Origin of the sequence: Amycolatopsis sp. VS8301801F10 (assembly GCF_046195355.1) — a bacterium.
Classification (GTDB): domain Bacteria; phylum Actinomycetota; class Actinomycetes; order Mycobacteriales; family Pseudonocardiaceae; genus Amycolatopsis.
In genome coordinates this window covers 4,605,740-4,619,213 of the sequence record NZ_CP176065.1, presented here as the reverse complement: position 1 = coordinate 4,619,213, position 13,474 = coordinate 4,605,740, and the positions used below count along the sequence as shown (strand labels likewise).

Sequence of the window (13,474 nt, the reverse complement as noted above, 5' to 3'; positions counted from 1 at the left end):
CGGGTCCCGGCGGAGGCGGGCGGTGCTCCTGGCGGGCGAAATGGATCCTCGCGCGGCACGACATCAGCGCGTCCGGTGCGTCGTTGCGACCATGCGTCGAGGATGACCCGGCCGCCGCGGCAATGTCGACAAGGCGTCCGGCGGCGGGCGGAAAATTCGCACGCGCGGCCGCTTTTTCTTTTCCTTTCCTGTCACGCGCGGCCGGGATTCCCGGGAGGTGGCGTTTGCCACAGCGCGGAAAACCCGGACTGCCCTAATTTCGGTTTTCCGAGAAAGGGCTGCCGATGACACTCGAGACGTACACCCTCGCCCTCCACGGCCGGCGGGTCCGGCTGCGCGAATACCGGCCCGCGGCGGACACCGGCGACGAGGCGGTCGTGCTGGTGCACGGAATCGCGGGCAGCATCGAGACCTGGACGCCGGTTTTCGACCGCTGCGCGGCGCTCGGCCGTCGCGTGCTGGCGCTGGACCTGCCCGGGCACGGCGGTTCGGACGCGCCCCGCGCGGATTACGGGCTCGGCGCGATGGCGAGCATCGTGCGGGACGTGCTCGCGGTGTCCGGCGTGCGGCACGCGACCGTCGTCGGGCATTCGCTCGGCGGCGGCATCGCGATGCAATTCGCCTACCAATTCCCGGAAATGTGCGACCGGCTGGTTCTGGTCGGCAGCGCCGGGCTCGGCACGGAGGTGAGCCCGGTGCTGCGGGCCGCCGCGCTGCCCGGCGCGGCCGCCGTCCTCGCGCTGACCGTCAACCCGGCGACGCTCGCGTTCGCCCGCGGGGCGGCCCGGCTCGGCCGCAGGCTCGGCGGGTCGTTGAAAACTGAAACACGGGAACTGGCCCGGCATTTCGGCTCGCTCGCCGATCCCGGGCGGCGGCGGGCCTTCCTGTCCATCGCGGGCAGCCTGATGGACCTGCGCGGCCAGCGCGCGAGCGCCGCGGAGAAGCTGTACCTGGCCGAATCGGTGCCGACGCTGCTCGTCTGGGGAGCCCGCGACCCGCTCATCCCCGTCGCGCACGGGCGGCGGACCGCCGAACTCCTGCCGGACAGCAGGCTGTCGGTCCAGGAAAACGCGAAACACTTTCCACACGTGGCCGACCCGGACGGGTTTTGCCTGCTGCTCAACGAGTTCCTCGCCGGGACCGCGCCCGCGCGGCTCACCTTGGCCGACGTCGCCGCCCGCCTGGAAACCTCCGTCGGGGATTCGAAAACGCCCGCCTGAAAATTGTCACGCGCATAGCATCCGCCGGGGTCCGGAGTATCACCTGCACCCACCTGTTTCCACCCGTTCGGGTGTAGTCCGGACGGGCGATGGACGCGGCGGCCACCGGCCCGTTGACAGTGCCGTTCCGGGGAAATTATGTTGCCTGTGCCGCAAAATCTGGATCGGCTTCGACCGCGAAGAGGCCGGTTTTGTTGCCAGCAAGGATAAAAACATGACCGAAGTGGATTCCGGGTTCGTCCGTCCCGCACCGCTGGGCTACCGGCCGCACTCCGGCGAACGCGCCGCCGGGCCCTCCGCCCGCCCGCGTTCCGGGCCGGTCCCGCCCGCCCCTCGCAGCCCCGCCGAAACCCGGCCCGTCCGGGCTTCCAGCGCGCTCGGGCTGTGGGCGTCGCTGCCGCGGGAACTGGCGGTCCGCTTCACGCCGAGGGTCGACCCGCTGGCGAAGGCCATCCTGCGCGAGGTCCAGCTGGCGGTGCCGGAGTACCGGCAGCCGATCGAGGGCGCGTTCGGGCACGTCATCACCCAGGGCGTGCGGCAGGCGATCGTCCAGTGCCTCGACAGCGTCGGCAAGCCCGCGGCCGCGCCGGCCGCCGCCTGGTCGGCGGTGTTCCGCGACCTGGGCAAGATCGAGTTCGCCGAGGGCCGCAGCCTCGACTGCCTGCAGACCGCCTACCGCGTCGGCGGACGGGTCGCGTGGCGGCATCTCGCGGAGTTCGGGCAGACCGCCGGGCTGCCCGCGGAAACGCTCTGCACCAGCGCCGAAGCCATTTTCGCCTACGTCGACGAGATCTCCGCGCTGTCGATCGAGGGCTACACGGCGGCGCAGACCCGGGCCGCGGGCAACCTGGCCCGGCGCCGGCGCCGTCTTCTCGACCTGCTGCTCGCCGATCCGCCGTCCGCGCCGCAGACCGTCGCCGCGCAGGCCGCCGCCGCGCAGTGGACGCTCCCGGAAGAGGTCGCCGTCGTCGCCCTCGAACCGCGGTCCGGCCAGCATCGGCTCGCCGTCCCCGACCTCCACCCGGACGTCCTCGTCGACTTCGAAGGCGGCGAACCGTGCCTGGTCACCGGCTCGCCGGACGAGCATCTGGCCGATCTCGCCGAGCGGCTGCCCGGCTGGCGCGCGGTGGTCGGCCCGTCCGTCCGGCTCGCCGACGCGCCCCGGTCGCTGCTGTGGGCGCGCCGGACGCTGCGGCTCGTCCAGCGCGGCGTGCTGCCGGACGCGCCGTTGACGCACTGCACGGACCACCTGTCGACACTGTGGCTGCTCGCCGACGAATTCCTGGTGCGGGAACTGTGCGAACGCAGCCTGGAGCCGTTCCGGGACCTGACCCCCAAACAGCGCGCGCGGCTCGGCGAGACCCTGCTGATCTGGCTGCAGTCCCGCGGCAGCGCGCCCGAGATCGCGAAGATCCTCAAGGTGCATCCGCAGACCGTCCGGTACCGCATGCACCAGCTCACCGAGCTGTTCGGCGACCGGCTCGACAACGCCGACGACCGGCTCGACCTGGAGATCGCCCTGCGCGCGGAAGCGCTGCTGGGCTCCTGAACCGCGTCATCCCAGCGAAGTGGTGAGGCATGTGACAGGACTGTCCGGCGAGACAGCCTTCGGACCGATGCTGAGCGGAGACGGACGGCCCGGGCGGCTGTGGGCGATGCTCCCGCGCGAGCTGGCCGCGGTGTTCCGGCCGCGGCTGCTGGACGTCGCCGACGACGTGCTGCGCGAAATCCAGCGCACCGTGCCCGGGTACGCGCAGCCGCTCGACGGCCCGTTCGGCAAGGCGCTGCGCGGCGGGGTGCAGGCGGCGATCCTGCAGTTCGTCGACCGGATCGCGACCGCGGGCGCGGTGGCCGACGATCGCCGCAAGGTCTTCGTCGCGCTGGGCGTGCACGAGTTCGAGCAGGGCCGCAACCTCGACGTGCTGCAAGCGGCGTACCGGGTCGGCGCGCGCGTGACGTGGCGGCGGATGGCCGAGGTGGGCGCCCGGGCCGGGGTGCCGTCGGCGACGCTGTGCCTGCTGGCCGAAGCGATTTTCGCCTATATCGACGAATTGTCGGCGTTGTCGGTGGAAGGGCACGCGGCCGCGCGCACCCGGGCGACGGGCGCGCGGGAACGCCGCCGGCGACGGCTGCTCGATCTGCTGCTCTCCGACCCGCCGACCCCGATCCAGCTGCTGGAGGAAGCCGCCTCGGACGCGGCGTGGCCGCTGCCCGCCCGGCTGGTGGCGGTCGCTCTGGACGGACCGGCCGACGTCGCCGGGCTCGACGCGCTCGAAGACCTCGAAGACGCGGCCCCGCGGCTGGTGCTGGCGATGCCCGAAGACCGGGCCCCGCTCGCCGCCGCCTTGTCCGGCCGCCGGGCGGCAGTGGGCCCGCCGGTGCCGCCCCACCGAGCTGGCCGCTCGCTGACGGCGGCGCGGGAAGCGTTGCAGCTGGTCGCGGCCAACGTCCTCCCGGACGAGCCGGTGACCTGGTGCGCGGACCATCTCGCGACTCTGTTGCTGCACAAGGATCCCCTGCTGCCGGCGAACGTCTCCCGCCGCAGGCTGGCCCCGCTGGCCGCGCTGACCGCGAAGCAGTACAACCGGCTGGCCAGAACGCTCCTCGCCTGGCTGGAAACGCGCGGCAACGTCCGCGAGGTGGCGGACCGGCTGGCCATCCATCCGCAGACCGTTCGGGCTCGCGCGCAGGAGCTGGAGACGATGTTCGAGGGGAGGCTGTGGGATCCGGACGACCGGTTCGAGCTGATTCTGGCTCTTCGCGCGACGCTGACTTGACCGGGTTTCGGTCCGGGGCTGCGTTGAGTCGAGCGGCCTTGGTCCGGTGCGCGACGCTGGCCTGAACGCCCTCGCCCGGGGGTGCCGCGGCTCTTCGCGCGACTCCGATCTGAACCAGTCACGCCCGATGCTGCCCTGGCCCGAGCCGCCCTCGCCCTCCGCGCGCGCTTGGCCTGAACCTCACCCGGTGCCGCCCTGGCCCCAGGGGCGTTCCCCTCCGCACGGTGCTGGCCGGAATGCCCTTGAGCGGTGCGCATCCCTGGCTCGAGAACGCCTTGCCCTCCGCGACGCCACCCCGATCTGCCCCGGCGCAGCACCGGCCCGAACGCCGCTCGCTCTCCGCACGCCCCGAAGTGCCCTCGCCCCAACGCTATCCCGCTCCAGAGCGCTCCATGCGGCCGCGCGGGCTGCGGGAGGTCCGTGCGGGGAACCTTCACGGACTCTGATCCCCTCACGGACCGGCGCGAGGAGGTGCGGTGCGGGTCAGGCGGCGGACATCCCGGTGATCCGCCACTTCCCGCCCGTCCGCTCGGCGGTCACGCTCAGCTGCGCGGCCCCGGTGCTGCGTTGTCCGTCGCCTCGGGTGCCGGTTTGGTCGAGGAACACCAGCAGGGCCGCGCGGTCGCCGTCGAGGAGTTTCACTCCGGACGCGACCGCGGTCGAGGTCACCACGAGCTTCTGCTCGGCCGCGAGCTGGCGGACCTGGCCGAACAGCCGGGAGTACTGAGTGAGTGCGGGGCCGGTCAGCAGGTCCTTGGCCGCGCGGTCGTTGCGGGCCGGATCGTCGTAGCGGTAGGAGAAAAGCGTGCCGAGTGCGGCGCTGATCTGCTTTCCCGCGTCCGCGGTGCCGGACACGTCGGACAGCGCGGTGTTGTGTGCCAGCACCGCGTTCGTGTCGCGGGCCTCGACGGTGAACCACACTGCCAGCGCGGCCAGCACGATCGCGACGGCCGGGAACACCAGGCGTGCCCGGCGTTTCCGCGGCAAGGGCTCGACCGGCTCCTCGACCGGCTCGTCGACCGGCGCGTCCGGTTCCGGCGGCACCGGATCCCGGTAGCGTCCGGCCACTTTGACGGCCCGCTTCTTCGTCCGCGTGGTCACGGCGCCTCCCCTGCCGGAACTTGGCCCAATGCGGTGACCCGCCAACCGTCCGGTGTCCGGCGAAGGTCGGCCTGGAACCGGGAACGCTTGGTCACCGCCTCCTGGCCCTCGGGCGTGACCGCCAGTTCCACGGACGTGATCAGCTTCGCCGTGCCCGCACCAGGGTCCACTTCGGTCACCGCGGCGTCGGTGACCTTCCCGACGGTGACGGTTTTCGCCTGCGCGACCCGGTCCAGGCTGCCCTGCCGGTCCTGCGCCAGCTCGTCGTGCAGCGCGCCGCCGGACACGTCCAGCCAGTGCTGGTAGCCGGCCGCGGCCTGCCGGTAGTCCAAAGTGGTCAGTCCGGCGATCGCGGATCGCCCGGCCTGCAACGCGTCTTCCCGCACGACTGCGCGCGCGACGCCGTCGTCGTGCGCGGCTTGCCACCAGGCGTACCCGGACCATCCGGCCGCCGCGGTCGCGAGGGCGGCGGCGATCGGGCCCAGGGAAGCGGAAATCCTCACGGCTGTCCTCCCGGTGCGTTCTGCGAGCCGCGCACGTTCGTCGGGTCGCCCTTCGGCAGCGCACAGCGCGCGGCCGTGTTCAGCGGTCTCGTCGAGGTGTCGAGACCGTCGCGATACGGCGTCGCATACCCGGTGGTGCACGGAGGCGGATCGAAGAAAGACAGCGACAAGCCGAAATGCGCCCCGTCCGGCCGGACGACCGAGCTGACCGCGCCGACCGCCCGCGGCGCGGTGATCAGCAGCTGCCGGATCCCGTTCTGCCGGGATTCCAGGACGTCCGCGGTGGTGAGCAGGTTCGCGAGCAGCACACCCAATTGCGGTCCGGAATCGCGGATCAGCGAACCGACCTCGTTCGCGGCGGCGGGCACTGCCGGAATGAGCTTGCGGAGGTCGCCGTCGGACTGCTTCAACGTCGACGCGAGCAGTTTGGCGTTGGCGCCGAAGCTGCGGATCGCGTCCGCCTGCTGTACCTGGGTGTCGAGGACCGTGTGCGCGTCGGTGACGAGCTGGGTCAGCGGCGCGACGTGCTCGCTCGCGGCTTGCACGAACTCGATGCCGCGGCCGACCAGCTGGTCCAGGGCGGGACCGGCGCCGGAGGTCGCGTTGTACAGCTCGTCGACGACGGTGCGCAGTGCGGGCTTGGGCACCGACGCGGCGAAAGAGTCCACAGTGGACAGCACGGTGTCGACCGGGAGCGGGATTTTCGTCTGGTCCTGGGTGAGCACCGAACCGTCGTGCAATACCGGGCCGCCCGCCGTGCGCGGCCGCAGGTCGACGTACTGCTCTCCGACCGCCGACCGATCGGCGACGACGGCCTCGGTATCGGCCGGGACGGGCGCGGTGCCGGAGTCGATCTCGAGATCCGCCTCCATCCCGGCGGGGATGAGCCGTAGCTGGCCCACCCGGCCGATCGGCACGCCCCGGTAGGTGACCTCGGCGTTGGTGAAAATGCCGCCGCCCGTCGGGAACTGGGCCTTCACCGTGTAGCCGCGGCCGAAGAACACCTTGTCCAGACCGGCGTAAGTCGCCCCGACGTAGGCCACGCCGACGACGGCGAGGACGACGAACAACGTCACCTGGACACGCACGAACCGGGTCAGCATCAGTGGCCCGTCTTCAGGAAGCCGTTGAGGTAGTCGCCGCGGATCGCGTCCAGCGCGGCGTCCGGGAACGGGAAGGTGAAGATCATCTCCATCGCCTTCGGCAGTTTGTCCCCGGAATCGGCCAGCCGCCGCAGCAAGGGCGCGAGCGCCTGGAGATCGGCGACGAGGTCGTCCTTGCTGCGGTTGACCGTGCTGACGGCGACCGAGGTCAGGCCGTCGAGCGACTTGAGCATCCCGACCAGCGCCTCCCGCTGCTGGTTGAGCACGCTGATGCCGGGGGTCAGGCCGTTGAGCGTCGCGGTGATCCGGTCGGTGTGCGCGTTGAGCGTTTCGGCGAGCCGGTTGACGCTTTCGATCGCCCGGGTGATCTCACCGCGCTGTTCGTCGAGCCCCTTGACCAGAGTGTCCAAACTGGACAGCAGGCTCCTCGCCGCGGTTTCCTTGCCGCCGAGTGCGGCGTTGAGCTGGTGGCTGATGTTCTGGACCTGGGCGACGCCGCCGCCGTTGAGCAGCAGGGAAAGCGCGCCGAAGACCTCTTCGATCTGCGGGGTCAGCGCGGATCGGTCGAGCGGGATGACCGTGCCGTCGACCAGTTTGCCCGAAGGGGTCGCGTCGGGCGGCGGGGCGAGTTCGACGAACTTCTCGCCGAGGATGCTGGCCTGCCGCAGCCGCGCGACCGCGTTGGCCGGGAGGTCGACGTCGCCGTTGAGGACCAGGTCCACGACCGCGCTGTGCCCGTCCGGGGCGAGCTGCACCTTCGATACCTGGCCGACCGGCACGTCGTTGACCTTGACGCCGGACTGCGGCACCAGGTCCAGCACGTCGGTGAAGCTCGCGGTGACGTGGATCGGGTGGTCGCCGAGCGCGGCGCCGCCGGGCAGCGGGAGGTCGTACACGCTCACGCCGGTCCCGCATCCGGTGGTGGCCAGGACCAGCGTCAGCACCGCGGCGGCCTTCGCCAGGGATTTCATTTCGTCTCCGGGAATTCGAGGAGGTTGCCGCGGCCGTTGATCAGGCCGGTGTCCGGGTCGTAGGCCCCGAGCACGTTCGTCAGCGCGTTCGGGGCCGCGCTCAGCGCTTCGGCGAGGGAATCCTTCTGGTTCGCCAGCACCTTCGCGACGCCGGCCAGTTTGTCCACATCGGACTGCACCTTGCCCCGGTTGTCCTTCACGAATCCCTGCACCACGCCCAGCGCCTGGGTCAGCTCGGTCAACGCGCCGGAGAACTGGTCGCGCTGGTCGGCGAGGACCTTGCTGAGCGAGGAGAGCTGCGCGATGGCCTGCTTCACCTGCCCGTCGTTGGCGGCGAGCATCGCGGTGAACTTGCTGATGTTGTCCACCGAACTGAACAGGTCGTCCTTGGAATCGCTCGCGGCGCGGGCGAATTCGCCGAGGTTCTTGATCGCCTGCCCGATTGTCTGGCCGTTGCCGTTCAGGTATTCGGCCGATCGAGTCAGGACGTCGCTGACCGCGCCGTCCTTGTTCGCCCCCTGCGGGCCGAGCGCCGCCATCAGCTGGTTGAGGCTGCGCAGCAGATCGTCGACCTCGACCGGCGTCGCGGTGCGCTCGCGCGGGATCGACGCGCCGTCGGCCAGTTCGGGACCGCCGGTGTAGACCGGCGTGAGCTGCACATACCGGTCGGCGACCAGGCTGGGCGTGATGACGACCGCTCCGGCTCCTGCCGGCAGCTGCACATCCGGCTTGAGCGTCATGGTCACTTTGACGTCCGTGCCGTTCGGCTCCACTGTGGACACCGAGCCCACGGCCACCCCGAGGACGCGCACGTCCGAGTTCGGGTAAATGCCGACGGCGGCGCTGAAGTACGCGGTCACCGTGCGCTCGCGCGGCGCGGTCGCCACCTGCCATCCCGCCGTGACCAGCAGCGCGCACACCACGCCGAGCGCGAGCGCGCGCAACCTGGCCCGGCGGCGGGCCTGGGCTCCCAGGTCGATGAGCTGGTGCGCCATCAGCGTCCCCCGTTCTTCGGTGGCAGGCAGCTGCCCGGTGTACCGCCGTTCGGCACCAGGCCGCACAGGTAGGTGTCGATCCAGCGGCCGTTGCCGACCGCGTTGCCGAGCAGCCGGTAGAACGGGCCGGCCAACCGCAGGCTGTCCTCGAGCCGGCCCTGGTTGCGCTGGAGCACGGTCGCGACGCGGTCGAGCTGGTCGAGCGCGGGCCCCAGGGTTTTCTGGTTCTCCGCGACCAGCCCGCGCAGCTGGACCGACAGGTTCTTGACGCCGCTGAACAGCTTCGCGATCGCGTCCTTGCGGTCGTTCAGCTCCTTGAGCAGCGTCCTGCCGTCCCGGATCAGGGCCTGGATCTGGCCGGAGCGGTCGCCGAGCGTCTTCGACACCTTGTTGGTGTTCTGGAACAGCTTCACCAGCTCGTCGTCGCGGGACGCAAGCGTTTGCGACAGGGCGGCGATCCCGGTGAAGGCGGTCCGGACGTCACTGGGCGCCGACGCGCCGAGCGTCTCCGACAGCGTGCGGAACGCCTGCGCGAGCTGGCCGGTGTCGATGGCGCCGACCGTTCCGGCGAGGTCGTTGAACACCGCGGTGACGTCGTAGGGCGAACTCGTCCGCTCGACCGGGATCGGCTGGTCCGGGTCCAGCTCGCCGTCGCCGACCGGGTCGAGCACGAGGTTTTTCTGGCCCAGCAGCGTCTTGATCTTGATCGCCGCGGTCGTCCGGTTGCCCACCCAGGCGTCCTTGACGCGGAACCGCACCTCGACGCGGCCGCCCGCCAGCCCCACGCCGGTGACCTCGCCGACCTTCACCCCGGCGACCCGGACCTCGTCGTTCGGCTTGAGCCCGGCGGCCTCGCGGAACTCCGCCCGGTAGGTCGTGCCGCCGCCCACGATCGGCAGGTCGTCGGAGAAGAAGGTCGCGGCGCCGACGAGCGCCATCAGCAGCGCGGTCGCCGCGCCGACGGCGATCGGGTTGCGCAGCCGGAACGGCTTGATCCGGGGCGGTTTCACCGGCACCTCGCAGCGGTCACCGGAATGCCCGGCATCGGCCCGCCGGGCGCGGGCTTGGCGTCCGTCTGCACCGAGCAGAGGTAGAAGTTCGCCCAGGAGCCGTAGGAGAAAATCGTGCCGATGCGGTCGAGTTTCTTCGGCAGGTTGCCGAGGAACTGCTCGAACACCGGGGTGTTGTCGGCGAGGTTCTTCGACAGGTCGCCGAGCGCGGCGATGCTGTCCTTGAGCGGCTGGCGGCCGGCCTGCAGCAGCCCGGCGGTGGACGTGGTCAGCTCGCCGAGCCCGCCGATGGCCTGCCCGATCGGTTTCGCGTCCGCGGCGAGGCCGGTGACGAGCTGCGCGGTCGTGTCCACGAGCGCGTCGAACTGGTCGCCCTGCGCGTTCACGGTGTCCAGCAGCGTGTTGAGATTGCCGATCACCTTCCCGATCACGGCGTCCTTTCCGGCCAAAGTGGACGTCAGCGACGCCGTGTGCCGCAGCAGGCTTTCGATCGTGCTGCCTTCGCCTTGCAGGACCTGGACGATCTCGAAGGACAGCTGGTTGACGTCCTTCGGCGACAGGGCTTGGAAAAGCGGTTTGAAGCCGTTGAACAGGGTGGTCAGGTCGAGGGCCGGTTTCGTCTTGTCCGGCGGGATCAGCGCGCCGTCGGCGAGCGCCGGCGCGGCTCCGGAAGGCCCGGGGTCGACCGAGAGGTAGCGCTGCCCGACCAGGTTGCGGTAGCGGATGACGACCGAGGCCGCGGCGGTGAGCCGGTGGGTCCGGTCGACGGAGAAGGCGACGTCGGCGAGCCGGTGCTCGACCACGCGCACCTCGTCGACCTGGCCGATCCGCACGCCCGCCATGCGGACCTCGTCGCCGGGGTTGACCGAGGTCGCGTCGGTGAACCGGGCGGTGTAGCCGACCGTCGTGCCGACGTTCGAATTGGCGATGGTGATCGCCAGCACCGCGGTCGCGCACACGGTGACGGCAAAGAAGACCAAGCCCTTGAACGCGGGTCCCGCGACGCTCCTCATCGGACAGTCACCTCCGTTCCGCGCAGTGCCGGTCCGATGAGGACACTGCTCCAGTCGGGCACTTCACCCAGTGCGGGCTTCAAAAGTTCGGCGATGAGCCGCCGCTCCCCCGGCGAGTTCGCCGGGCCTAGATCGCCGTCGGCCGCCCCCGGGGCCGCGCCGCCGCCGTAGCACTTCGGGCCGCCGGCCGCGTCGAAGCGCGGGCTGTCCCGGCCGGGCACGTACTTGTCGCGCGGGTTCTGCACGGTCAGTGTCACGTGCAGGCCCGGTTCGCTGGTGCCCTTGCCGAGAGCCTTCTCCATCAGCGGTTTGAGCCGGTCGACCGCGTCGAACAGGCACGGGAATTCGGGCGAGTACCGCGACAGCAGTTCCAGCGACGGGCGGCTGGCGGCGGAAACCCCGATGAGGTTGCCCGCGTTCTTCCGCAGGAAGTCGTTCAGGTTCCCGGCGGCTCCGGTCACGCTCGAGTAGAGGCTGTCCAGCTGCCCGCGAGTGTCCACAATGGTCTTCGCGGTGGTCGACAAATCGCTCAGCGCCTGGAGGATGTCCGGCGCCGCTTCGGTGTAGACGCCGGCCGCGTCGGCGAGCCCGGTGATGTCCGCTTTGAACTGCGGCAGCAACGGATTCAGCTTGGCCAGCAGGTCCTGCAATCGCACAATGCTGTCGCCGAGCGGCTTTCCGCGATTGTCGAGGGCCAGCGAAATCGCGCCGAGCGAACTGTTCAGCTTCTCCGGCTGGACCGCCCGCAGCAAGGGCAGCAGATCGCCGAGCACGCGCTCCAGCTCGATCGCGTTGGCCGAGCGGTCCTGCGCGATGACGTCGCCGGCGCGCAGCGCACCGACCGGCCGAGCGGGCAGCACGAGGTTGACGTACCGCTCGCCGAAGACCGTCTTCGGCAGCAGCCGCGCGGAGACATTTCCCGGCAGCTGCCCGATTTTCGCCGGGTCGAGCGCCAGGTCGATCTCGGCTCCGGACGCCGTGCTGCGCACCGCCCGCACCTCGCCGAAGGGCACGCCCTTGACCTTCACCTCGGCCGTCGGCGCGAGCTGGCTCCCGACCCGGTCGGCCTCGAGCGTCACGAGCGCGGAGTCGTCGAAATCCTTGTTGTAGACGGCCACCGCGAGGCAGCCGAGAAGGGCGAGCACGCCGAGGAACGCGACCCCGGCCAGCTGCGTGGCCAGCCGCTTCATCCGGACACCTTCACCGTGGTCGTCGCGCCCCAGATCGCCAGCGACAGGAACAGGTCGAGCACGCTGATCAGCACGATGGACGTCCGCACGGCCCGGCCCACCGCGACGCCGACCCCGGCCGGGCCGCCGCTCGCCCGGTAGCCGTAGAAGCAGTGCGTGAGGATCACTCCGACGCTGAAGACCAGCACTTTCCCGAAGGACCACAGCACGTCGCCCGGCGGCAGGAACAGCGTGAAGTAATGGTCGTAGGTGCCGCCGGACTGTCCGAAGAAGACCACCGTGGTCAGCCGGGAGCCGAGGTAGGAGATCAGCAAGCCGATGACGTACAACGGGATGATCGCGATGAACCCGGCGACGATCCGCGTCGTGACGAGGTAGGGCATGCTCCGCACGGCCATCACCTCGAGCGCGTCGATCTCCTCGGAGATCCGCATCGCGCCGAGCTGGGCGGTGAACCCGCTGCCCACAGTGGACGAAAGCGCGAGCCCGGCGACGAGCGGCGCGATCTCCCGGGTGTTGAAATACGCGGTCAGGAACCCGGTCATCGCCGAGATGTTGATCTGGTTGAGCGCGCTGAACCCCTGCAGCCCCACCGTGACACCGGTGAACACGCACAGCCCGACCATCACGCCGATCGTGCCGCCGATCACCGCGAGCGCGCCGCTGCCGAACGTCACCTCGGCCAGCAGCCGCACCACTTCGCGGAAGTAGCGGGTCACCGCGAGCGGGACGGCCGCGATCGCGCGGACGTAGAACAGCAGCTGGTCGCCGAGGTCGAACAGCTTGTCGCCGGGCTTGCTGAGGTTGACCACTCAGGTTCCCTTCGCCGGAACGAGTTGCAGGTACAGGGCGGTCAGCACGGTGTTGACGAAGAACAGCAGCAGGAAGGTGATGACGACCGACTGGTTGACGACGTCGCCGACCCCCTTCGGCCCGCCCTTCGGGTTCAGGCCGCGGTAGGACGCCACCACCCCGGCGAGGAAGCCGAAGATGACCGCTTTCACCGAGCTGGCCACGAGATCGGACAGCTGCGCGAGGGCGTTGAAGCTGGCCAGATACGCGCCGGGGGTGCCGCCCTGGACGATCACGTTGAAGAAATAGCCGCCGAGCACGCCGACCACGCTGACCAGGCCGTTGAGCAGCACGCACGCGAGCACCGCGGCCTGCACGCGCGGCACGACCAGGCGCTGGATCACCGAAACGCCGAGCACCTCCATCGCGTCGATCTCCTCGCGGATGGTGCGCGCGCCGAGGTCGGCGCAGATCGCGCTGCCGCCCGCGCCGGAGATGATCAGCGTCGTGACGATCGGGCTGGCCTGCTGCACGACGGCCAGCACGCTCGCCGCGCCGTTGAACTGCTGGGCGCCGATCTGGCTGGTGAGCGAGCCGAGCTGCAGCGAGATCACCGCGCCGAACGGGATGGAGACGAGGATCGCCGGCGAGATGGACACGCTCGCGATGAACCAGAACTGCTGCACGAATTCCCGGACCTGGTACGGGCGGCGGAACATCGCGAGGATGATGTCCAGCCCCATCGCGCACATCCGGCCGAATTCGCGCAGGCCGCTCGCCGCCCGTCGCGGGAGGTCGG

At 70.7% G+C, this 13,474-nt stretch carries 13 protein-coding genes; 3 read left to right on the top strand and 10 right to left on the bottom strand.

Going from position 1 to position 13,474, the window contains the following annotated elements; translation table 11 throughout:
* The first annotated feature begins 284 nt into the window (after window positions 1-284).
* From F9C11_RS22135 to F9C11_RS22125, 3 genes are all read left to right on the top strand, one after another.
* Window positions 285-1,220, top strand: a complete 936-nt coding sequence (locus F9C11_RS22135) for an alpha/beta fold hydrolase (protein WP_409179260.1) — start codon at window positions 285-287, stop codon at window positions 1,218-1,220.
* A gap of 214 nt (window positions 1,221-1,434) precedes the next feature.
* Window positions 1,435-2,769 (top strand): helix-turn-helix domain-containing protein, encoded by a 1,335-nt coding sequence (locus F9C11_RS22130; protein ID WP_409179259.1) that lies wholly within the window; start codon window positions 1,435-1,437, stop codon window positions 2,767-2,769.
* 67 nt (window positions 2,770-2,836) lie between these two features.
* Entirely contained in the window at window positions 2,837-3,997 is a 1,161-nt protein-coding gene (locus F9C11_RS22125; protein ID WP_409179258.1) for a PucR family transcriptional regulator, read from the top strand.
* A gap of 483 nt (window positions 3,998-4,480) precedes the next feature.
* Here F9C11_RS22125 and F9C11_RS22120 read toward each other — a convergent pair whose 3' ends face one another.
* The 10 genes from F9C11_RS22120 to F9C11_RS22075 are packed head-to-tail and all read right to left on the bottom strand — an operon-like array spanning window position 4,481 to window position 13,427.
* Window positions 4,481-5,098, bottom strand: a complete 618-nt coding sequence (locus F9C11_RS22120) for a hypothetical protein (RefSeq protein WP_409179257.1) — start codon at window positions 5,096-5,098, stop codon at window positions 4,481-4,483.
* A complete protein-coding gene (locus tag F9C11_RS22115) occupies window positions 5,095-5,601 on the bottom strand; it encodes a hypothetical protein (protein ID WP_409179256.1) in 507 nt (168 codons plus the stop codon). Before F9C11_RS22115 ends, F9C11_RS22120 begins: the two co-directional genes overlap by 4 nt.
* Complete coding sequence (locus F9C11_RS22110) at window positions 5,598-6,704, bottom strand: MCE family protein (protein ID WP_409179255.1); 1,107 nt, start codon at window positions 6,702-6,704, stop codon at window positions 5,598-5,600. The genes F9C11_RS22115 and F9C11_RS22110 overlap by 4 nt, the downstream gene beginning before the upstream one ends.
* Entirely contained in the window at window positions 6,704-7,675 is a 972-nt protein-coding gene (locus F9C11_RS22105; RefSeq protein WP_409179254.1) for an MCE family protein, read from the bottom strand. Before F9C11_RS22105 ends, F9C11_RS22110 begins: the two co-directional genes overlap by 1 nt.
* Complete coding sequence (locus F9C11_RS22100; protein ID WP_409179253.1) at window positions 7,672-8,670, bottom strand: MCE family protein; 999 nt, start codon at window positions 8,668-8,670, stop codon at window positions 7,672-7,674. The genes F9C11_RS22105 and F9C11_RS22100 overlap by 4 nt, the downstream gene beginning before the upstream one ends.
* Complete coding sequence (locus tag F9C11_RS22095; RefSeq protein WP_409179252.1) at window positions 8,670-9,686, bottom strand: MCE family protein; 1,017 nt, start codon at window positions 9,684-9,686, stop codon at window positions 8,670-8,672. Before F9C11_RS22095 ends, F9C11_RS22100 begins: the two co-directional genes overlap by 1 nt.
* Entirely contained in the window at window positions 9,677-10,693 is a 1,017-nt protein-coding gene (locus F9C11_RS22090; RefSeq protein WP_409179251.1) for an MCE family protein, read from the bottom strand. The genes F9C11_RS22095 and F9C11_RS22090 overlap by 10 nt, the downstream gene beginning before the upstream one ends.
* Complete coding sequence (locus tag F9C11_RS22085; RefSeq protein WP_409179250.1) at window positions 10,690-11,883, bottom strand: MCE family protein; 1,194 nt, start codon at window positions 11,881-11,883, stop codon at window positions 10,690-10,692. Before F9C11_RS22085 ends, F9C11_RS22090 begins: the two co-directional genes overlap by 4 nt.
* On the bottom strand, window positions 11,880-12,695 hold the full coding sequence (locus F9C11_RS22080) for an MlaE family ABC transporter permease (RefSeq protein WP_409179249.1): 816 nt from the start codon (window positions 12,693-12,695) through the stop codon (window positions 11,880-11,882). Before F9C11_RS22080 ends, F9C11_RS22085 begins: the two co-directional genes overlap by 4 nt.
* Entirely contained in the window at window positions 12,696-13,427 is a 732-nt protein-coding gene (locus F9C11_RS22075; RefSeq protein WP_406643124.1) for an MlaE family ABC transporter permease, read from the bottom strand.
* Window positions 13,428-13,474 lie beyond the last annotated feature (47 nt).

What these genes read in the sequence shown, in the direction of transcription:
- F9C11_RS22135 (WP_409179260.1), top strand. Translation starts at nt 285, where the DNA reads ATGACACTCGAGACGTACACCCTCGCCCTCCACGGCCGGCGGGTCCGG.
- F9C11_RS22130 (WP_409179259.1), top strand. Translation starts at nt 1,435, where the DNA reads ATGACCGAAGTGGATTCCGGGTTCGTCCGTCCCGCACCGCTGGGCTAC.
- F9C11_RS22125 (WP_409179258.1), top strand. Translation starts at nt 2,837, where the DNA reads ATGCTGAGCGGAGACGGACGGCCCGGGCGGCTGTGGGCGATGCTCCCG.
- F9C11_RS22110 (WP_409179255.1), bottom strand. Translation starts at nt 6,704, where the DNA reads ATGCTGACCCGGTTCGTGCGTGTCCAGGTGACGTTGTTCGTCGTCCTC.
- F9C11_RS22105 (WP_409179254.1), bottom strand. Translation starts at nt 7,675, where the DNA reads ATGAAATCCCTGGCGAAGGCCGCCGCGGTGCTGACGCTGGTCCTGGCC.
- F9C11_RS22100 (WP_409179253.1), bottom strand. Translation starts at nt 8,670, where the DNA reads ATGGCGCACCAGCTCATCGACCTGGGAGCCCAGGCCCGCCGCCGGGCC.
- F9C11_RS22090 (WP_409179251.1), bottom strand. Translation starts at nt 10,693, where the DNA reads ATGAGGAGCGTCGCGGGACCCGCGTTCAAGGGCTTGGTCTTCTTTGCC.
- F9C11_RS22085 (WP_409179250.1), bottom strand. Translation starts at nt 11,883, where the DNA reads ATGAAGCGGCTGGCCACGCAGCTGGCCGGGGTCGCGTTCCTCGGCGTG.
- F9C11_RS22075 (WP_406643124.1), bottom strand. Translation starts at nt 13,427, where the DNA reads ATGTGCGCGATGGGGCTGGACATCATCCTCGCGATGTTCCGCCGCCCG.